19 protein-coding genes are annotated in these 17,730 nt (G+C 54.2%); 7 read left to right on the plus strand and 12 right to left on the minus strand.

The window, feature by feature from the left end:
- Window positions 1–44 precede the first annotated feature (44 nt).
- The 4 genes from meaB (at window position 45) to PFRI_RS09370 (ending at window position 2,529) form a co-directional block, all read left to right on the plus strand.
- The gene (gene meaB / locus PFRI_RS09355; RefSeq protein WP_072630436.1) at window positions 45–1,016 is read left to right on the plus strand and encodes a methylmalonyl Co-A mutase-associated GTPase MeaB; all 972 of its coding nucleotides are present in this window, start codon (window positions 45–47) and stop codon (window positions 1,014–1,016) included.
- A 233-nt stretch (window positions 1,017–1,249) separates the two neighbouring features.
- Window positions 1,250–1,540, plus strand: a complete 291-nt coding sequence (gene rpmB, locus PFRI_RS09360; protein WP_072630437.1) for a 50S ribosomal protein L28 — start codon at window positions 1,250–1,252, stop codon at window positions 1,538–1,540.
- 151 nt (window positions 1,541–1,691) lie between these two features.
- The gene (locus PFRI_RS09365; protein WP_139292111.1) at window positions 1,692–1,988 is read left to right on the plus strand and encodes a hypothetical protein; all 297 of its coding nucleotides are present in this window, start codon (window positions 1,692–1,694) and stop codon (window positions 1,986–1,988) included.
- A 43-nt stretch (window positions 1,989–2,031) separates the two neighbouring features.
- A complete protein-coding gene (locus PFRI_RS09370; protein WP_072630458.1) occupies window positions 2,032–2,529 on the plus strand; it encodes a copper chaperone PCu(A)C in 498 nt (165 codons plus the stop codon).
- Window positions 2,530–2,538: 9 nt separating this feature from the next.
- Here the strand turns inward: PFRI_RS09370 and PFRI_RS09375 are convergent, their stop codons facing one another.
- Entirely contained in the window at window positions 2,539–3,228 is a 690-nt protein-coding gene (locus PFRI_RS09375) for an NAD-dependent deacylase (protein ID WP_072630439.1), read from the minus strand.
- Window positions 3,229–3,238: 10 nt separating this feature from the next.
- Window positions 3,239–3,550 (minus strand): hypothetical protein, encoded by a 312-nt coding sequence (locus tag PFRI_RS09380; protein WP_072630440.1) that lies wholly within the window; start codon window positions 3,548–3,550, stop codon window positions 3,239–3,241.
- A 199-nt stretch (window positions 3,551–3,749) separates the two neighbouring features.
- Here PFRI_RS09380 and lepA point away from each other — a divergent pair, with 199 nt between their 5' ends.
- Complete coding sequence (gene lepA / locus PFRI_RS09385; RefSeq protein WP_072630459.1) at window positions 3,750–5,549, plus strand: translation elongation factor 4; 1,800 nt, start codon at window positions 3,750–3,752, stop codon at window positions 5,547–5,549.
- Between the two features lie 26 nt (window positions 5,550–5,575).
- Here lepA and PFRI_RS09390 read toward each other — a convergent pair whose 3' ends face one another.
- On the minus strand, window positions 5,576–6,049 hold the full coding sequence (locus tag PFRI_RS09390) for an REP-associated tyrosine transposase (protein WP_072630441.1): 474 nt from the start codon (window positions 6,047–6,049) through the stop codon (window positions 5,576–5,578).
- Window positions 6,050–6,157: 108 nt separating this feature from the next.
- On the opposite strand from PFRI_RS09390, the gene PFRI_RS09395 reads away from it, so the two are divergent.
- Both PFRI_RS09395 and arsJ read left to right on the plus strand, forming a co-directional pair.
- Window positions 6,158–7,156 (plus strand): ArsJ-associated glyceraldehyde-3-phosphate dehydrogenase, encoded by a 999-nt coding sequence (locus tag PFRI_RS09395; protein ID WP_072630442.1) that lies wholly within the window; start codon window positions 6,158–6,160, stop codon window positions 7,154–7,156.
- The gene (arsJ, locus tag PFRI_RS09400) at window positions 7,153–8,379 is read left to right on the plus strand and encodes an organoarsenical effux MFS transporter ArsJ (protein WP_072630443.1); all 1,227 of its coding nucleotides are present in this window, start codon (window positions 7,153–7,155) and stop codon (window positions 8,377–8,379) included. The genes PFRI_RS09395 and arsJ overlap by 4 nt, the downstream gene beginning before the upstream one ends.
- Window positions 8,380–8,424: 45 nt before the next feature.
- On the opposite strand, the gene PFRI_RS09405 is transcribed toward arsJ, so the two are convergent.
- The 9 genes from PFRI_RS09405 to PFRI_RS09445 form a co-directional block, all read right to left on the minus strand.
- On the minus strand, window positions 8,425–10,614 hold the full coding sequence (locus PFRI_RS09405; protein ID WP_084649658.1) for an NADP-dependent isocitrate dehydrogenase: 2,190 nt from the start codon (window positions 10,612–10,614) through the stop codon (window positions 8,425–8,427).
- A gap of 124 nt (window positions 10,615–10,738) precedes the next feature.
- Complete coding sequence (locus tag PFRI_RS09410) at window positions 10,739–11,953, minus strand: NAD(P)/FAD-dependent oxidoreductase (protein ID WP_072630445.1); 1,215 nt, start codon at window positions 11,951–11,953, stop codon at window positions 10,739–10,741.
- A complete protein-coding gene (locus PFRI_RS09415) occupies window positions 11,950–12,342 on the minus strand; it encodes a rhodanese-like domain-containing protein (RefSeq protein ID WP_072630446.1) in 393 nt (130 codons plus the stop codon). The genes PFRI_RS09410 and PFRI_RS09415 overlap by 4 nt, the downstream gene beginning before the upstream one ends.
- Before the next feature lie 9 nt (window positions 12,343–12,351).
- Window positions 12,352–13,530: a CaiB/BaiF CoA transferase family protein gene (locus PFRI_RS09420; RefSeq protein WP_072630447.1), complete on the minus strand. Its 1,179-nt coding sequence runs from the start codon at window positions 13,528–13,530 to the stop codon at window positions 12,352–12,354.
- On the minus strand, window positions 13,531–14,682 hold the full coding sequence (locus PFRI_RS09425) for an acyl-CoA dehydrogenase family protein (protein WP_072630448.1): 1,152 nt from the start codon (window positions 14,680–14,682) through the stop codon (window positions 13,531–13,533).
- Complete coding sequence (locus tag PFRI_RS09430; protein ID WP_072630449.1) at window positions 14,679–15,539, minus strand: HTD2 family dehydratase; 861 nt, start codon at window positions 15,537–15,539, stop codon at window positions 14,679–14,681. Before PFRI_RS09430 ends, PFRI_RS09425 begins: the two co-directional genes overlap by 4 nt.
- A gap of 3 nt (window positions 15,540–15,542) precedes the next feature.
- Window positions 15,543–16,349: a metal ABC transporter permease gene (locus PFRI_RS09435; RefSeq protein WP_072630450.1), complete on the minus strand. Its 807-nt coding sequence runs from the start codon at window positions 16,347–16,349 to the stop codon at window positions 15,543–15,545.
- On the minus strand, window positions 16,349–17,101 hold the full coding sequence (locus PFRI_RS09440; RefSeq protein WP_072630451.1) for an ATP-binding cassette domain-containing protein: 753 nt from the start codon (window positions 17,099–17,101) through the stop codon (window positions 16,349–16,351). Before PFRI_RS09440 ends, PFRI_RS09435 begins: the two co-directional genes overlap by 1 nt.
- Window positions 17,098–17,580: a Fur family transcriptional regulator gene (locus PFRI_RS09445; protein ID WP_072630452.1), complete on the minus strand. Its 483-nt coding sequence runs from the start codon at window positions 17,578–17,580 to the stop codon at window positions 17,098–17,100. Before PFRI_RS09445 ends, PFRI_RS09440 begins: the two co-directional genes overlap by 4 nt.
- Window positions 17,581–17,730 lie beyond the last annotated feature (150 nt).

Genomic DNA, 17,730 nt, shown 5'->3' on the forward strand with positions numbered 1-17,730 from the left:
GCTTGCTCGTTGAAAACCGAGGTCAGTTTTTCAAGAGGTCGTCGATGGATATTCAAGCGCTTGCCCAGTCGGTTCGAAACGGTGAACGGCGCGGCCTTGCGCGGGCGATTACGCTTGTGGAAAGTGCGCGCGCAGATCATCGCATCGCGGCGGCGGGGTTGCTGGAAGCCCTGGCGCAGGGGGGCAAGCAAGCTTTGCGCATCGGCCTATCTGGGACGCCCGGTGTTGGCAAATCCACGTTCATCGAAAGCTTTGGTATGAATTTGATCGCCAAGGGGCTGCGTGTGGCGGTTCTGGCGGTTGATCCGAGTTCAACACGCTCTGGCGGCTCTATCTTGGGGGATAAGACCCGTATGGATCGTTTGTCGCGCGAACAGGCTGCATTTATTCGCCCGTCTCCTTCGCAAACGCATTTGGGTGGTGTCGCGCGGCGCTCGCGCGAAGCGGTTGCTGTCTGCGAGGCGGCCGGGTTCGATGTGGTGCTCATTGAAACGGTTGGCGTTGGGCAATCCGAGACTGTTGTGGCGCAGATGGCAGATTTGTTTGTTCTGCTTTTGGCACCTGCTGGTGGGGATGAGTTGCAAGGGGTGAAGCGCGGGATCATGGAAATGGCTGATCTGATTCTGGTCAACAAGGCGGATGGCGATTTGAAACCTGCCGCGACGCGCACGATGGCGGATTACGCGGGGGCTTTGCGGTTGCTGCGCAAGCGCGCGCAGGATCCAAGCGATTTTCCAAAAGCGCTGGCTGTGTCCGCGTTGGAGGAGAACGGGTTAGAGCAGGCTTGGGAAGAAATGAGTGCTTTGATCGCTTGGCGGCGTGAGAACGGGTTTTTTGAGGGAACGCGCGCAGAGCAAGCGCGGTTTTGGTTTGAAGAAGATGTGCGTCAAAGTTTGCTGGCGCGGTTGAGTGAGGCTGGTGCGCTGCGCAATGCGATGGATGATTTGGGAGCTGCGGTTGCGCGAGGGGATGTTACGCCAGCATTTGCGGCGCAACAGATGCGCGAATTGTTGTAGATTTTAGCGATGTGAAACGACGCGACCCTGCGAGGGGGCCGGCCCCCGCCTCAGCAAGCTGAGACTCCCCCGAAGTTTATTTGGAAAGATGAAGGGGAAGGGGGAGTGAATCGCTTGACGGCTCACTGTTATCCCCCTAATACCCCCGAGAGATTTACATGCGCCTGCGTTAGCTGCGCCCAATTTTGCTTTTCTAAGATACGCTTAGAATGCACGAACACGAGGATACGCCCATGTCGCGCCGTTGCGAATTGACCGGAAAAGGCCCGATGACGGGCAACAACGTAAGCCACGCTAAGAACCGTACACGTCGTCGGTTTTTGCCAAACTTGAACGATGTGACGCTTCAGTCCGAAGTTCTGGGCCGTGGCATCAAGCTGAAAATTTGTGCAGCAGCATTGCGTACAGTGGATCACCGCGGTGGTCTGGATCAGTTTTTCGCAAAGTCCAAGGACAGCGAATTGTCCGACAGCGCGTTGAAAGTAAAAAAAGAGATTGCAAAGGCGCAAACAGCAGCAGCTTAAGCGTTTCGCACCTTAGAGATTTTAGCGCCTCGCGACACATGTTGCGGGGCGCTTCTTTTTGTCCGTTGTAGTCATTTTTGCTAGTGTTTAACTTGCCCATATGAAACGTGTTTCTCAAATCATTAGTAGCCTTCTAGTAGCGCTTGTTGTGTTGACCGCTCAAAGCGCTGCGGCTGCGCGTACGATGCCTGATGCCTCAGGGCAGATGGTGATCTGCACGGGCAACGGCCCGATGATGATTTATATTGATGCCAATGGTGAACCGACAGGTGCGCCACAGATTTGTCCTGAATATGCGTTATCTTTGATCGTGGCTGTCGCGCTAGATGCGCCTGTGATGAGCAAGCGTGTTGTTTGGTCTGAATTGCGTTCGGTGGAGCGCGTTTTGAAACAGGCAACTGTTCGGCTTGGGACGCCTATGGCGCGGGGGCCACCTGTCACGGATTGAGTTAACTCGATTTCAAACCTTTAGACAGATAAGGAGAGACATGATGTCCCTCGGCCCCAAAATTTCGACCCTTTTTGCGACGGTAATCTTCGCGTTTCCAGTCTATGCTGGCGACATTATGATCAATGACGCCTACGTGCGTACTGCCATGAAAGGTGCAAAGTCAGGTGCGGCCTTTATGCAGATTATGAACCACACCGCTGAAGATGATCGATTGATCAGTGTGGCGTCGGACATTGCCAAACGCGTTGAGCTCCACACTCACAAGGACATGGGGGAAGGCGTGATGAAGATGATGGAAGTCGAAGACGGCTTTGTGATCCCCGCAGGTGGCATGCATCGGCTGACGCGCGGTGGCGATCACGTGATGTTCATGGGGCTGACTCAGGACATGGTTCAGGGTGAAAGCGTCGAAGTGACAGTGACTTTTGAAAAAGCTGGCGAGATGGTTGTGCAAATTCCTGTGGATTCAGAGCGCCAAGATCATGGTGCGATGACACCTAGTGATACGGATCACTCGGGTCACAGCGCTGATAAATAGAGGCGTTTCTTAAGATAAGATCGTTTCGACCCAGCTTGGAACGATCTTGCTCGCTTTGCCGAACTGGGCTTGAGCGAATTCAGAGATTGTCGCGCTGGGCTCTAGATTAAGCTCTAGCGTGTCAGCACCTGATGCTGTTGCTTCTTGGACGAAACCAGCGGCTGGATATACGTTGCCAGAGGTGCCGATCGCAACGAAAAGATCAGCCTCGCTCAAGTGCTGGTAAATCTCATCCATTTGGTAGGGCATTTCGCCAAACCACACGATATCAGGTCGCGTTGTTTGTCGGTTGCATGTGGGGCAGTTCATGGTTTTTTCCATCACGAGGGGCGCTTGCCAACGGGCATCACACCGCGCACAGAGTGCGCCATCCAGAAAGCCATGCATGTGCATCACGTTTTGTGCGCCTGCGGCCTCATGCAAGCTATCGACGTTTTGCGTGACGAGAATGACAGCGCCTTGATGCTCTTTTTGAAGCTTTGCCAATGCAAAGTGAGCTGGATTGGGCTTTGCCATGCGTGATTGTGCACGCCGCGCATTGTAAAACTGATGCACCAAGTCAGGGTTGCGCGCGAAACCTTCTGGCGTTGCGACATCCTCAATCCGATGCTGTGCCCAAAGCCCGCCTTCATCACGAAAGGTGCCAAGGCCGCTTTCGGCGGAAATGCCTGCTCCGGTCAGGATGACAATCTTGCTCATGATTTACGTGTTAAGAGCACATCTGCTGCGCGCGAGAGCCGAATTTCTTGTAGCGCTTCCAAAATGTTTCATGGCTCGTGCGATCAGATTGGCGGATTTCTTGACTGCGATGCGGGTCTTTAAAGAAGGTCGCTGCCAAACGCTGGTCTGATGAACTCAAGGTGCCGCGCGCTGCTTTTTGGATGCAATTGCACAGCCTGCGATTCGCGGCTTTGCGGTCTGATTTCATGCAAGCGCGCGTGATTGTACCTGCGTCTAGCGGGGCCGGAACCACAGGAGCTAGTACGCCTGCCAAAGCGAGCGACAAAATGATGTGTTTCATAATCTCTGCCTTTTTGTCGGCATGGGCGCGGATCTATGCCCATCGTCTCACATGCCAGCTACTCTCACTGAATATATAGAGCAAAAACAGCGACATTTCAATTCAAGCGATGCGTCGGCAGAGCTTTGCCAAAACGATGGGCAAAGCGCGACGCATTCGCCACCTTGACCAAGGCGTGAAACCAACTCATATCCAACTTATGACAGAGCTGAACAAAATCCGTAATTTCTCGATCGTGGCGCATATTGACCACGGTAAATCCACCCTTGCTGACCGGCTCATTCAAGAGACGGGCACGGTGAAGGATCGCGATATGCAAGAGCAGATGCTTGATAGCATGGATATCGAGCGCGAGCGCGGGATTACCATCAAGGCCAACACGGTGCGCATTGACTACAAAGCCGATGATGGCGAAAATTATGTGCTCAATTTGATCGACACACCCGGCCACGTGGATTTCGCTTACGAAGTGTCACGCTCAATGCGCGCGGTCGAAGGGTCATTGCTGGTGGTTGATTCATCGCAAGGCGTGGAAGCGCAGACATTGGCGAACGTTTATCACGCGATGGATGCGGATCATGAGATTGTGTCTATCTTGAACAAGATTGATCTGCCCGCGTCCGATTGCGACCGCGTGGCGGAGCAGATTGAAGATGTGATTGGCCTTGATGCGACGGATGCTATCCAAGTGTCGGCGAAGACAGGGCAGGGCATCCACGAGACTTTAGAAGCGATTGTCAAGAAATTGCCCGCGCCCAAGGGCGAGCGTAATGCGCCGCTGAAAGCGATGCTCGTGGACAGTTGGTATGACGCTTATCTCGGTGTCATCGTCCTTGTGCGCATTATTGATGGTGTGTTGAAAAAGGGTGAGCGGATCAAGATGCTCTCTAACGGTTCGGTCCACCACGTGGATCGTATCGGTGTATTCAAGCCCCAGCGTGAAGAGATTGACGAACTTGGGCCGGGCGAGATCGGGTTTCTGACCGCCTCGATCAAGCAAGTGCGCGACACACGTGTGGGTGATACAATAACGCACGAAAAGAAGGGCACAGAGGATGCTTTGCCGGGCTTTAAGCCTGCGCAACCCGTTGTCTTTTGTGGGCTGTTCCCGGTGGATAGTGCCGAGTTCGAAGACCTACGCGATGCGATTGATAAGCTCGCTTTGAATGATGCGAGTTTCTCTTTTGAGATGGAAACATCAGCGGCGCTTGGTTTTGGTTTTCGCTGTGGCTTCCTTGGGCTTTTGCATTTGGAAGTGATCCGCGACCGGATCGAGCGCGAATATGACATCGAGTTGATCACGACTGCACCGTCGGTGATTTATCATATCCACATGAAGGATGGTACGATGCAGGAGTTACACAATCCTGCTGACATGCCTGATTTGACGTTTGTCGATCACATGCAAGAACCGCGTATCAAAGCAACGATTCTGGTGCCCGATGAGTATTTGGGCGATGTTTTGAAGCTGTGCCAAGATCGTCGCGGCATTCAGGAAGACCTAACCTACGCGGGTACACGCGCTATGGTGGTTTATGATTTGCCTTTGAACGAGGTGGTTTTTGATTTTTATGATCGTCTGAAGTCTGTGACGAAGGGCTATGCGTCGTTTGATTATCAGATGATGGGGTATCGTCAGGACTTCTTGGTGAAAATGTCGATCCTTGTGAACGATGAACCTGTTGATGCGCTCTCTACGATGGTGCACCGCGATCGTGCTGAAATGCGCGGGCGGGCGATGGTCGAAAAGCTCAAAGATTTGATACCGCGTCACATGTTTAAAATTCCGATCCAAGCGGCGATTGGCGGTAAAGTCATTGCGCGCGAGACTCTGTCTGCGATGCGCAAGGACGTGACGGCCAAGTGTTATGGTGGCGATGCGACCCGAAAGAAGAAGCTGCTGGAAAAGCAGAAGGCGGGTAAGAAGAAGATGCGTCAATTCGGTAAGGTCGATATTCCGCAAGAGGCGTTTATCTCTGCGCTTAAGATGGATGGCTGATGGTAAGGTGCGTGGTATCACGCACCTTACGCTGTCGCTCTTTTTAGCTTTGCGAAAGACGTGAATTCCCAATGTTCGGGCTTTTGAACCAAACCATGGCGAACTGGGTCCATCCAGCAATGTTCCATATGCGCATCAAAATCCGTTTTGCCACGAATATGATGCTCCCAAAAGCGCCGGTTCCAAATCCCGCGCTCTTTGCGCTTTAGATCACTTGCGCGTAGCGGACCTTTAGGCAATCCGTGTGAAAAACGTGCTTTGATGATCCGCCAACGGGTTGAATAATCATGATCACCAGGTGGCATCGTCCATATGCAATGCATGTGGTCTGGCAGGACGACCCATGCGTTCACAGTGACTGGTCGTTCGCGCAAAGTGCGCGATACAGCGCTGCGCAACAAGTGAATTTCACGCAAGAGCAAATCAGAACCTTGCGCGCGTATGCAAACGGAGAAGAACACCGTCGCACCGGGGATTTGGGGGCGAATGTAATTGGACATATGGGAAAACTTGCATGTTCACAGTTAAGATCAGATGAATCTTCGTAATGTGCGTGATAGCACGCACCCATCATCATTCTGTTACATACAGGGCCTAAGGAAACGCTCATGACAACTTATGCAATCAATGGTCTCGGCCGTATCGGAAAATTAGCGCTGCGCCCGCTGCTCGAAAGTGGTGCTGAAATCGCGTTTCTCAATGACGCAGTAGGCGATCCAGAAATGCACGCGCATTTGCTGGAATTTGACACTGTGCATGGCCGATGGAACGCAGACTTCACCTACGACGACAACAGCATAACGATTGATGGCACACAACTTTCGCTTTGCAAAACACGCAATCTCGACGAACTGCCGCTCAAAGGCGTCGATGTGGTCATTGATTGCACGGGCGCGTTTAAAACCAAAGCCAAGCTCGCGCCATATTTTGCTGCTGGCGTTAAAAAGGTCATCGTCTCCGCCCCTGTTAAAGACGGCAATGCGGCAAATATCGTCTATGGCGTGAACAATCATGACTATGATCCGAACACGCAAAACATCGTTACAGCGGCGTCTTGTACAACCAATTGTCTCGCCCCCGTCGTGAAAGTCATTCATGAAAACCTTGGGATCAAGCACGGCTCAATCACGTCGATCCATGATGTCACCAACACGCAAACGATCGTTGATCGCCCTGCAAAGGATCTTCGCCGCGCGCGTTCGGCACTCAACTCTTTGATCCCAACCACCACAGGGTCTGCCACAGCAATCACCCTGATTTATCCTGAACTAAAGGGTAAGTTAAACGGCCACGCAGTGCGCGTGCCTTTGCTCAATGCCTCGCTGACAGATTGTGTGTTCGAGGTAGAGCGGGCAACGACCACAGACGAGGTAAACGCGTTCTTTAAAGAAGCGTCCGAGGGCGCGCTCAAGGGGATCCTTGGTTACGAGACCCGCCCACTTGTCTCTGCGGATTACGTGAATGATCCGCGCAGCACGATCATCGACGGTCCGTCTACGATGGTCATCAACGGCACACAGGTGAAAATCTATGCCTGGTATGACAATGAATGGGGCTACGCGAACCGCCTTGTCGACGTGGCGCGTATGGTGGGCGACGCTCTGTGAGCAGGCGGGCGGGTTTTGCGGCCTATCTGGTCGTAACGGCCGCCTATTGGGCGTTCATGCTCACGGATGGTGCCCTGCGGATGCTCGTGCTCTTGCACTTCCACACGCTTGGCTTTTCACCGGTTCAGCTTGCCTATCTTTTTGTGCTCTACGAGATAGCGGGGGTTGTCACCAACCTCTGTGCTGGTTGGCTCGCCGCGCGCTTTGGTTTGACGCGCACACTTTACGCGGGGCTGGAATTGCAAATCATTGCGCTGCTCGCTTTGGCACAGCTTGACCCCTCGTGGAGCGTCGCAGGGTCAGTCATCTTCGTGATGTGCGTGCAAGGGCTTTCCGGTGTCGCAAAGGATCTCGCCAAGATGAGCAGCAAGTCGGCTGTGAAACTGCTCGCACCTAGCAAGGACGGCGCGTTGTTCAAATGGGTGGCTGTGCTAACCGGTTCCAAGAATGCGGTGAAGGGTTTGGGCTTTTTGCTCGGTGCGGCGTTGCTCGCGGTGCTTGGGTTCAAGGGGGCGGTCTTTGTGATGGCGAGCGTTTTAACGGTGATCCTTGCCTTGGTGATGCTGAGGATGCCGGATGGCCTACCCAAAGGCATGAAAGGTGTGAAATTCAGCGCTGTTTTCTCAAAAAATGTGGACGTGAACTGGCTCAGCCTCGCGCGGGTATTCCTATTTGCAGCGCGCGACGTGTGGTTCGTCGTTGGCATCCCGATCTACTTCTACTCAGTCTGGTCGGATGGCACGGAGGCAGGCAACAAAGCCGCATTCTTTATGATCGGTAGCTTCATGGCGCTCTGGGTGATCAGCTACGGTGTGGTGCAGGGATTTGCGCCAAAGCTGCTGTCGAAATTACCAGTGCAAAGCGCGTCGGGGCTGGCAGCAAGCCTTGCGATTTTGCCCTTGGCGTTGGCACTTTTGGTCTGGTTTGAGGCTTCAGGATTAACTTTGCTCGTCGTGCTTGGTCTTTTCCTTTTTGGCGCGCTGTTCGCACTAAATTCAGCGCTGCATTCTTATCTGATCTTACGCTTCACAACAGCAGAACGTGTCACTCTGGACGTTGGGTTCTACTATATGGCCAACGCAGCCGGACGGCTCATTGGCACTGTTCTCTCAGGAGTGAGTTATCAGTTGGGGGGATTGACGCTATGTCTATTCGTGGCGGGGTTCATGCTCGCCATCAGCGCTCTCGTGGCGCGTCGGTTGCCAGTCGTAGACCTGAGCTAACGAGGAAAGGTCGCGCGCTTTTCACAACGCACGACCCATATTTCGTTAACCAATGATCGCGTTCAGCGTCGCAGACGGACGCATCACAGCAGCTGTTTTCGCAGCATTGCCGTGATAATAACCACCCAGGTCAACGGCAGGGCCTTGCGCGCCTGCCAACTCGGACAAGATCGCAGTCTCACCGGACGCAAGCGCCTGCGCGATTGGTACGAAATGTGCGGCAAGCTCGGCATCATCGCTTTGTGTCGCCAATGCATCGGCCCAATAGCGCGCGAACCAGTAGTGGCTGTCGCGGTTGTCCGGCTCACCGACTTTACGCGACGGTGAATTGCCGTTGTCGAGAATGCCTTGCGTCGCAGCTTCTACGGCAAGACCCAGCACACGTGCCTTTTCGTTGCCTTTGGCATCGGCGAGGAACTTCAGGCTCTCACCCAATGCGCAAAACTCGCCAAGGCTGTCCCAACGCAAGTGGTTCTCTTCCATGAGCTGCTGCACGTGCTTGGGGGCAGAGCCACCAGCACCTGTTTCAAACAGACCGCCGCCGTTCATCAGTTTCACGATGGAGAGCATCTTGGCCGAGGTCGCAAGCTCAAGGATCGGGAACAGGTCCGTCAGGTAGTCACGCAATACGTTGCCGGTGATCGCGATGGAATTTTCACCCTTCGTGATCGTCTCCAGCGAGGCGCGTGTCGCTTCGCGTGGGGCCATGATCTGGAACTTATCCGCAACGCCCTGCGCCTCTAGGATCGGTGTCACGTAAGCAATCAGCTCCGCGTCATGCGCGCGGTCTGCGTCGAGCCAGAAAATCGCTTCAATGCCTTCGGCCTTTTGACGTGAAATGGCGAGGTTGACCCAATCTTCGATAGGAGCCTTGCGCGTGGAGGCAGAGCGCCAGATGTCACCCTCTTCAACCTTGTGCTCATGCAAAACCGTGCCATCATCGAGGATCATTTTGACCGTGCCAGCGGCGGGCATTTCGAAGGTTGTCGGGTGAGAGCCGTACTCTTCCGCCTTTTGCGCCATCAGGCCGATGTTTTGCACTGTGCCTGCGGTCGCTGGGTTCAGCGCGCCATTTTCTTTGAAGAACTTAATGGATTCGTCATAGATCGGGGCATACGAGTTGTCGGGAATGACGCAGTTTGTATCGCTCTCTTTGCCGTCAGGCCCCCAACCTTTGCCGCCTGCGCGGATCAACGCGGGCATGGATGCGTCAATAATCACGTCAGAGGGAACATGCAGGTTGGTGATGCCTTTGTCGCTGTCCACCATATACATGGGCGGGCGCTTGTTCATGCATGCGTCAATCGCGGACATGATCTCAGGCTTGCCCTTTACGCGCTCAAGCAGGTCGCCCAAGCCGGAATTCGGGTTCACACCAAGGTCTGCCATTTCAGGGCCGTAGATGTCGAAGACAGGTTTGAGAAAGACCTTAACCGCGTGACCAAAGATGATCGGGTCGGAAACCTTCATCATCGTGGCTTTCATGTGCAAGGAGAAGAGCGTGCCCTCTTCCTTGGTGCTCGCGATTTCCTGCGCGAGGAACGTATCAAGGGCGGCTGCGCTCATGAAGGTCGCATCGACAACTGTGCCTGCGGGGTAGCTGATACCCTCTTTCAGTACAGTTTCACCAGTTGCTGTTTCCAGCACGATCTTAGCGGTTGCCTCTTTCGCGAGTGTCGCGGATTTCTCGTTAGAGAAGAAGTCGCCGCCTGTCATCGAAGACACACGCGTTTTGCTTGCGCCTGTCCACGCGCCCATGCGGTGCGGGTTGCTTTGCGCGTAGCTTTTGACAGCTTTCGCCGCGCGGCGATCAGAGTTGCCTTCGCGCAGAACAGGGTTAACGGCAGAACCTTTGATCGTGTCGTATTTCGCACGGATCGCTTTTTCCGCTTCGGTGGATGGCGCTTCTGGGTAATCAGGAAGTGCGAAACCTTGCGATTGCAGTTCTTTCACTGCTTCAACCAATTGCGGCACAGAGGCTGAAATGTTGGGAAGTTTGATTACGTTGGCGTCAGGCGTTTTTACCAATTTGCCAAGCTCAGCAAGATCGTCTGATTGCTGCTGCTCTGCGCTCAACGCCTCTGGGAACGTTGCCAAGATGCGGCCCGCGAGCGAGATGTCTTTAGTGCCAACAGACACGCCCGCCGCAGAGGCGAATTTCTGGATGATCGGCAAGAAGGATGCGGACGCAAGTTCCGGTGCTTCGTCAACTTTGGTGTAGATAATATCGGACATGGAAAACCTCATAAGATCGGGAGTTGGCCTGTCTCTAAAGGATCAATTTAGAATCGTCTACAGTATACCGTTGTATGCATTGCCGCAGTTGATGAAGATTTTCCCTACTTTTCTTTAAATTTGATCAAATTATCGCTTTCTCCTCAAAAGTATGACCAGAGGTGATCCGCTCGAACCCGAATGGAGCCATATCAAGTGAGCGATATTCGCCGCAGACCAGCCATTCCGCCGTCGCGCGCCCCATCGCAGGGCTTTGCTGCAAACCGTGACCGGAAAAGCCATTCAGGAAAACGAAGTTCGTGATCTCAGGATGCGCGCCAAGGACCGCATTCTTATCAAACGTGTTGTAGGCATAATGCCCTGCCCATTCCGTGACGATCTTGATCGCCTCAAACTGTGGAATGCGCGTCGCAATAATTGGCCAAACGTGGTTTTCCCAACGACCATGATCCATCGTGAAATCGTTTGGATCAACAGGGACGTCATCCTCTGGCTCTGGCGGGCCACCCGCGAGATATGTTTTCGGGCCATCTTGACGGAAGTGCACCCCTGATGGGTCAATCGTCAGCGGAAGATCCTGATCCAGCGGTTGCTCTGCACTGAAGATCCAAGTGAAGCGTTTGCGTGGTTCAACGGGCAACTCGATCCCCGCCATTTTTGCGGTTAGCGCACCACGTGGGCCAGAAGCGTTCACCACTTGGCCGCATTCGATCACCTCACCGGTTTCCAAAGTGATCGAGCGCACTTTGCCACCCTCCACATTCATCGCAACCGCGCGGTTGGTGACATATTCGACGCCATTGTCTTTCGCAGAGCGCCGCCACCAGTCAAACACAGTGCCACCGTCCCAATATCCTTCGTCTTTGAGGTTAATGGAGCCGAGCACCACGTCATCGACGCTATAAAAAGGATAGCGTGCTTTTATCTCTTGCGCGCTCAGCAACTGCGTCTCTGCACCAGCGGCGAGTTGCACCTGCTGGTTCTCGCGCAGCACATTTGCGAAACCGTCGTTATCAGCCAAATACATATAGCCGTAGTTTTGAATATCGAGCTCAGGCACGCGCGTGTCGCCACCCATATACTCACGAATGTTCTTTACGAAATCCGCCGCAAATTGCGAGATACGCACGTTCAACTCATTGGAGAACTGCTGGCGCATGCAGGAATTCGTATGCGCGGTAGAGCTGTTGACATAGCTGCTGTCCATCTCAATCACGAGGCATGAGCCGTCAAAGTCCGGGTTCGTTGAAAGGAACCAAGCGGTAGACGACCCCATCATCGCGCCACCAATGATAACAACGTCGTAGTTGGCTTTCTGCGGAGTTTGAAACGCACTCATTCAGCGCGCTCGACTGGACCGCCTTGGGCTTCCCAAGTGGAAAACCCTTCGCGTAGATGTGCGGCCTCAAAGCCCATGCTCTTCAATGTTTGCACAGTCAAAGCAGAGCGCCATCCGGAAGCGCAGTGAAACACAAACTGTTTGTCTTCACCAAAGATCGCTTTGAAATAGGGGCTGTCAGGATCAACCCAAAATTCGATCATCCCGCGCGGCGCATGAAAGCTGCCGGGAACAAAGCCGACACGCTGACGTTCACGCACATCACGAATATCGACTACAACCACGTTGGGATCATCCAGCATGCCAATCAACTCAAGCGTTTCAATCTCGCGGATTTCGCTGCGTGCTTTTGCGACCATTTCGGCGGCTGTCGTGGTTAATTTCTGCATTGGTTTTCCTTAGATCACGCCTTGCTCTTTCAGGGCGTCTATTTCGTCTGATTTGAAACCTAATCCCTGCAAAATCGCAAGAGTTTGCTGCCCAAGAGCGGGAATAGCGTCCATCCGAGGTTCAGCACCTCCCAAACCACCCGGCGGGATCAGCGCAGGCATGGGTCCGACAGGACTGTCGACCTCACGCCAGCGGTCCCGTGCTTGCAACTGCGGATGCGCCCAAAGCCCCGCCATATCGTTCATACGCGCATTGGCGATGCCTGCTGCGCTGAGCTTGGCGATCACCTCTTCAGAGGTCCATTTGGAAAAAGCAGATAAGATAATCGCCGTGAGCTCCAATTTATGCGCAGAGCGATCCGCGTTAGTGGCAAAGCGCGCGTCGGTTACTAACGCGGGTTCATCGAGGATTTCTTTGCAAAAAATCGACCATTCGCGCGCGTTCTGAAGCCCGAGCATGACCTCCTTGCCATCGCCTGCAAAGAACGGGCCATAAGGAAAGATCGTCGCATGAGCCGCACCTGCGCGGGCAGGGGGCGTGGCGTCGTCAGTGGCGTAATACATCGGATAACCAATCCATTCTGCCAAAGCTTCCAGCATTGAGATGTTGATTTCCACGCCTTTGCCCGTTTTTCCACGTTGAATGAGCGCAGCAAGAATGTTGGAATAAGCATACATGCCAGCGGCGATATCGGCGACGGAAATGCCTGCCTTGCTGGGGTGCGCATCGGTGCCTGTGATCGATAGAAACCCGGCTTCGGCTTGGATTAAGAGGTCATAAGCCTTGCGATCGGTTTCGGGTCCATCAGGGCCGTAGCCAGAGACGTTGCAAACGATGAGTTTTTCGTGCGAGTCGTGCAGCGCCTCGAAGCCAAGCCCCATGCGGTCCGCGGCACCGGGCGCAAGGTTCTGCACAAGCACATCTGCTTCGCTCAGAAGTTTACGCAAAATATCCATACCAGCATCGGATTTCAGATCCAGCGCCAAGCTCTCTTTGGAGCGGTTGGTCCACACAAAATGTGAAGACATGCCGCGTGCACGGGTATCATAGCCGCGCGCAAAATCGCCGGTTGCTGGCCGTTCAATCTTGATGACACGCGCGCCGAGATCAGCCAGTTGACGGCTCGCGAAAGGGGCAGCAACGGCATGTTCCAGCGCGATGACGGTGATCCCATCCAGCGGCGACATTTAGAATGACCTCGGCAGGCCAAGCACATGCTCGGCAACGTAGGATAGGATGAGGTTGGTTGAGATCGGTGCCACTTGATAAAGCCGGGTTTCGCGGAATTTGCGTTCAACGTCGTATTCAGCGGCAAAGCCGAAACCGCCATGGAACTGGATGCAGGCGTTTGCCGCTTCCCAGCTTGCTTTCGCTGCGAGGTATTTCGCCATGTTGGCTTGCGCCCCGCAGGGCTCGCCCGCATCGAACAAACGGCAGGCCTCAAAGCGCATGAGATTGGCGGCTTCGATTTCGATATGTGCTTCTGCGATAGGGAATTGCACCCCTTGGTTTTGACCTATGGGACGGCCAAAAACTTCGCGGGTCTTTGCATACTCTGTCACTTTTTCGATGAACCAATACCCATCACCGATGCACTCCGCCGCGATCAATGCGCGTTCGGCATTCAGCCCATCAAGGATGTATTTGAACCCCATCCCTTCTTCGCCAATAAGATTTTCAGCTGGTATTTCGAGGTTGTCAAAGAACAGTTCGTTGGTTTCGTGGTTGACCATGTTCGGGATCGGTTTCACCTCTAGCCCGTTGCCGATGGCGTCGCGCAGATCGACGATGAAGATCGACATGCCACGCGACTTTTTCGTGACGTCAGCCAAAGGCGTGGTTCGCGCGAGCAAGATCATCAGATCGGAGTGCTGAACGCGGCTGATCCAGACCTTTTGCCCGTTGATCACATATTTATCGCCGCGCTTTTCGGCTTTGGTTTTGATCTTGGTGGTGTCTGTGCCTGTGGTGGGTTCCGTCACGCCCATGCTTTGCAAGCGCAGCTCGCCCGCTGCGATGCGTGGCAGGTATTTCTGCTTTTGCGCGTCCGAGCCGTGGCGCAAGAGCGTGCCCATATTATACATTTGCCCGTGACACGCACCGGAATTGCCGCCAGAGCGGTTGATCTCTTCCATGATCACGCTCGCCTCGGTCAGGCCAAGGCCCGAACCGCCGTATTCCTCAGGGATCAGCGCAGCCATCCATCCGGCTTTGGTAAGTGCTTCTACGAAAGCGTCAGGATAGCCGCGTTCTGCATCGACCTTGCGGTGGTATTCAGGTGGAAATTCCGCGCAAAGCGCGCGCACGGCGTCGCGGATGTCTTGGTGGCTTTCGCTCATGTCGGCTCCTTGAGGGTTGCGTGGCCTTGCATCGCCAAAGCGCCGTCTTCGCGCGCGATCCAAAGGGTGATTTTGTTGTCTTGCACGTAGGCTCCATGAACCGAAAAGTGCTGCGTGTCGAAGACAGGTGCGAGCGCGCGGAACTCGAAATGCGTGACCTCTGAGGCGGGGTATTCACGGCGCAACAGATCGAGCATCAAGGTCGCGAGCAAAGGACCATGCACGACAAGCCCGCCATATCCTTCGGTGCCTGTGCAAAACGGATGATCGTAATGGATGCGGTGGCCGTTGAACGTCAGAGCAGAGTAGCGGAACAGCAGAACCGGGTCGGGGTCGATTTTTCTAGAAAAATCGCTGCGCTCCGGGGCAGGCGAGGGTGCTGCGATGGGCGCGTCGGGATCAGGGAGTGCACGATAAACGATGTCCTGCTCTTCGTTGATGCAAAGCGTATCACCGACAAAAACCTCGTGGATGAGGGTAACAAAAACAAGATCACCGCTGCGTCCAGACTTATGGCGTACGCTTTTAACGGTCGAGCGTTTACTCAACGAAGCGCCTATGCAAACAGGCGCGCGAAAATCCAGACGACTGCCTGCCCACATACGACGTGGCAGTGGGACAGGGGGTAAGAACCCTCCCAATGCCGCGTGACCATCATAGCCGCTGTCGCTTAGTTTATGGATTGGCAGAAAATGCAGCCAGTGCCATAGCGGGGGAAGCGTATCGCCAATTTCATGGATCTCATCACGATCCAAAGTTGCAGCAAGCGCATTCGCGGGAAAAGACGCGATCAGATCATCACGCGTCTCGCTGCGGTTTTGCCAGCTTTGCAGGTGTTCAATGTCGATCGTGCTCATGGTCTATCCTGTGATTGGTTCTCGCAGAAGGTTGAGCAGACTGCCAAGCGCAAAGCAAGCGGCAGCGACGCACACAATCGTCGGACCCGTGGGCGTGTCAAAGATATAAGCGGCACGCAAACCCGCGAGAGCAGAGAAACCACCAATCCCAGCAGCGATGATTGCCATACGTTCAGGCGTGCGCGCAAAGGGGCGGGCGGCAGCGGCAGGAATGATCAAAAGCGCAGCGATCAAAAGAACGCCAACAACTTTGATCGCAACAGCCACAACGAGGGCGAGCGCGATGGTAAGAACCATCTGTTCGCGCCGTGGTTCGATCCCGGCAGCAAAGGCCAGATCCGGGCTGAGTGTTGCGGTCAGCAGAGCGGACCAGCGCCACCAGAGCATCAACATAACAAGAGCAGCACCGCCCCAGATCACAGCAAGGTCGAGCCGTGATACAGCAAGAATGTCGCCAAAAAGGTAGGCCATCAAATCTATGCGCACACCTTGCAAGAACGACACGGCCACAAGACCAATCGCCAAGGCCGAATGCGCCATCACACCAAGCAGCGTGTCCATCGCATAACCACGACCCGATAGGGTTGAAACCATCCATCCCATGAGCAAAGCGACAACAAGAACGCCACCAAAGATCGAGGTAGAAAAGGACAGCGCCAGAGCGATCCCAAGAATAGAGGCATGCGCGGTCGCTTCGCCAAAATAGGCCATGCGTCTCCAGACGACGAAACATCCCAAAGGGGCGGCGGCCAGCGCCACGCCAAGACCAGCGAGTGTGGCGCGTGCGAGAAAACTATCGAGAAAGTCCATCACGCGTCCTCGGTTTCGTTGTGATCATGGGAATGCCCATGATGATGGTGATGATGATCGTGATCATGTCGATAAAGTGCCAAAGCCCCTTGCGTGCCGGACCCAAACAAAGCGCGATATTCAGGGGCAGAGGCAACGACTTCGGGGGCCCCTTCGCAACACACATGCCCGTTCAAACAAATGACCCGATCAGATGCGGCCATGACCACATGCAACTCGTGGCTCACCATCAAAACAGCGCAGCCAAGCGTTTCGCGCAAGCGCTCTATTTGACGGTAGAACGCAGCAGACCCGGGTTGATCAAGGCCTTGTGTCGCTTCGTCCAAGATCAAAAGTTCCGGTTTTCCAAGCAATGCCCGCGCGAGTAAAACGCGTTGGAACTGACCACCTGAAAGATCGCTCATCTGACGTTTTGCGAGTGTGCTAACGCCTGCTTGGGCAAGCGCTGCGTCCGCAGTTTCTTTGGAAACCTTTGTCGGCAAGGACAAGAAACGCGACACACTCATGGGCAGGGTCGCATCGATGTGCAGTTTTTGCGGAACGTAGCCAATGCGCAGGTTGTCTTGGCGTGTAAGCGTGCCCTCATAGGGCTGTTCGGCACCGATAAACGCCCGCAGCAGTGTCGATTTGCCAGAGCCGTTCGGCCCCACAATTGTAACGATTTCACCGGCGTTGATTTCCAAAGTGACGTTTTGCAAAACCGGTGCTTTGCCGCGCCGCACCGAAATGTTTTTAGCGCTGATCAAGCTCATACAACTGGCCCTTCTGCGCAATTTGGGCAAATGCCTTCGGCTTCCAAAACTGCCCGCTCAATCTGGAAACCTGTGAGTTTCGCAGTGGAACCCAACTGCCCACGCGCGGATTTGGTTTGCGCTTCGGCAACGCCATCGCATTTGCGACAGATAAGGAACGCAGGGTCGTGCACCTCACCGGGATGGGCGCATGCAACAAAAGCGTTCAAGCGTTCGATCTTATTGACAAAACCATGGCTCACCAGAAAATCCAGCGCGCGATAGGCAACTGGCGGCTGTGAGCCCAGCCCTTCTTCGCGCAACTTATCAAGGATGTCGTAGGCCCCAAGCGCGCGATGCTCATGCAAGAGAATTTCAAGCACGCGACGGCGTACAGGGGTCAATTGCAGCCCTGCTTCGCGGCAATGGGTTTCGATTTGAGTGAGCGTGCCTTTGATGCAGCCCGCATGATCGTGATTGGTAAATCCGATTGGATCCATGGCTGCGTGCTTTCTTTTAGAAACTGTGTTGACGAGATGTGTTATATTATAACATATGGCCTCGACACAACCACGGATGATCTATTCGCTATACCGCTGCTACCCCAAAACCCGAATTTTTTCATGGGTTATGACGCGGAAATTGTCTGA

Source organism: Planktotalea frisia (assembly GCF_001890925.1).
Classification (GTDB): Bacteria; Pseudomonadota; Alphaproteobacteria; order Rhodobacterales; family Rhodobacteraceae; genus Planktotalea; species Planktotalea frisia.

What these genes read in the sequence shown, in the direction of transcription:
- meaB (WP_072630436.1), top strand. Translation starts at nt 45, where the DNA reads ATGGATATTCAAGCGCTTGCCCAGTCGGTTCGAAACGGTGAACGGCGC.
- rpmB (WP_072630437.1), top strand. Translation starts at nt 1,250, where the DNA reads ATGTCGCGCCGTTGCGAATTGACCGGAAAAGGCCCGATGACGGGCAAC.
- PFRI_RS09370 (WP_072630458.1), top strand. Translation starts at nt 2,032, where the DNA reads ATGTCCCTCGGCCCCAAAATTTCGACCCTTTTTGCGACGGTAATCTTC.
- PFRI_RS09375 (WP_072630439.1), bottom strand. Translation starts at nt 3,228, where the DNA reads ATGAGCAAGATTGTCATCCTGACCGGAGCAGGCATTTCCGCCGAAAGC.
- PFRI_RS09380 (WP_072630440.1), bottom strand. Translation starts at nt 3,550, where the DNA reads ATGAAACACATCATTTTGTCGCTCGCTTTGGCAGGCGTACTAGCTCCT.
- lepA (WP_072630459.1), top strand. Translation starts at nt 3,750, where the DNA reads ATGACAGAGCTGAACAAAATCCGTAATTTCTCGATCGTGGCGCATATT.
- PFRI_RS09390 (WP_072630441.1), bottom strand. Translation starts at nt 6,049, where the DNA reads ATGTCCAATTACATTCGCCCCCAAATCCCCGGTGCGACGGTGTTCTTC.
- PFRI_RS09395 (WP_072630442.1), top strand. Translation starts at nt 6,158, where the DNA reads ATGACAACTTATGCAATCAATGGTCTCGGCCGTATCGGAAAATTAGCG.
- PFRI_RS09405 (WP_084649658.1), bottom strand. Translation starts at nt 10,614, where the DNA reads ATGTCCGATATTATCTACACCAAAGTTGACGAAGCACCGGAACTTGCG.
- PFRI_RS09410 (WP_072630445.1), bottom strand. Translation starts at nt 11,953, where the DNA reads ATGAGTGCGTTTCAAACTCCGCAGAAAGCCAACTACGACGTTGTTATC.
- PFRI_RS09415 (WP_072630446.1), bottom strand. Translation starts at nt 12,342, where the DNA reads ATGCAGAAATTAACCACGACAGCCGCCGAAATGGTCGCAAAAGCACGC.
- PFRI_RS09420 (WP_072630447.1), bottom strand. Translation starts at nt 13,530, where the DNA reads ATGTCGCCGCTGGATGGGATCACCGTCATCGCGCTGGAACATGCCGTT.
- PFRI_RS09425 (WP_072630448.1), bottom strand. Translation starts at nt 14,682, where the DNA reads ATGAGCGAAAGCCACCAAGACATCCGCGACGCCGTGCGCGCGCTTTGC.
- PFRI_RS09430 (WP_072630449.1), bottom strand. Translation starts at nt 15,539, where the DNA reads ATGAGCACGATCGACATTGAACACCTGCAAAGCTGGCAAAACCGCAGC.
- PFRI_RS09435 (WP_072630450.1), bottom strand. Translation starts at nt 16,349, where the DNA reads ATGGACTTTCTCGATAGTTTTCTCGCACGCGCCACACTCGCTGGTCTT.
- PFRI_RS09440 (WP_072630451.1), bottom strand. Translation starts at nt 17,101, where the DNA reads ATGAGCTTGATCAGCGCTAAAAACATTTCGGTGCGGCGCGGCAAAGCA.
- PFRI_RS09445 (WP_072630452.1), bottom strand. Translation starts at nt 17,580, where the DNA reads ATGGATCCAATCGGATTTACCAATCACGATCATGCGGGCTGCATCAAA.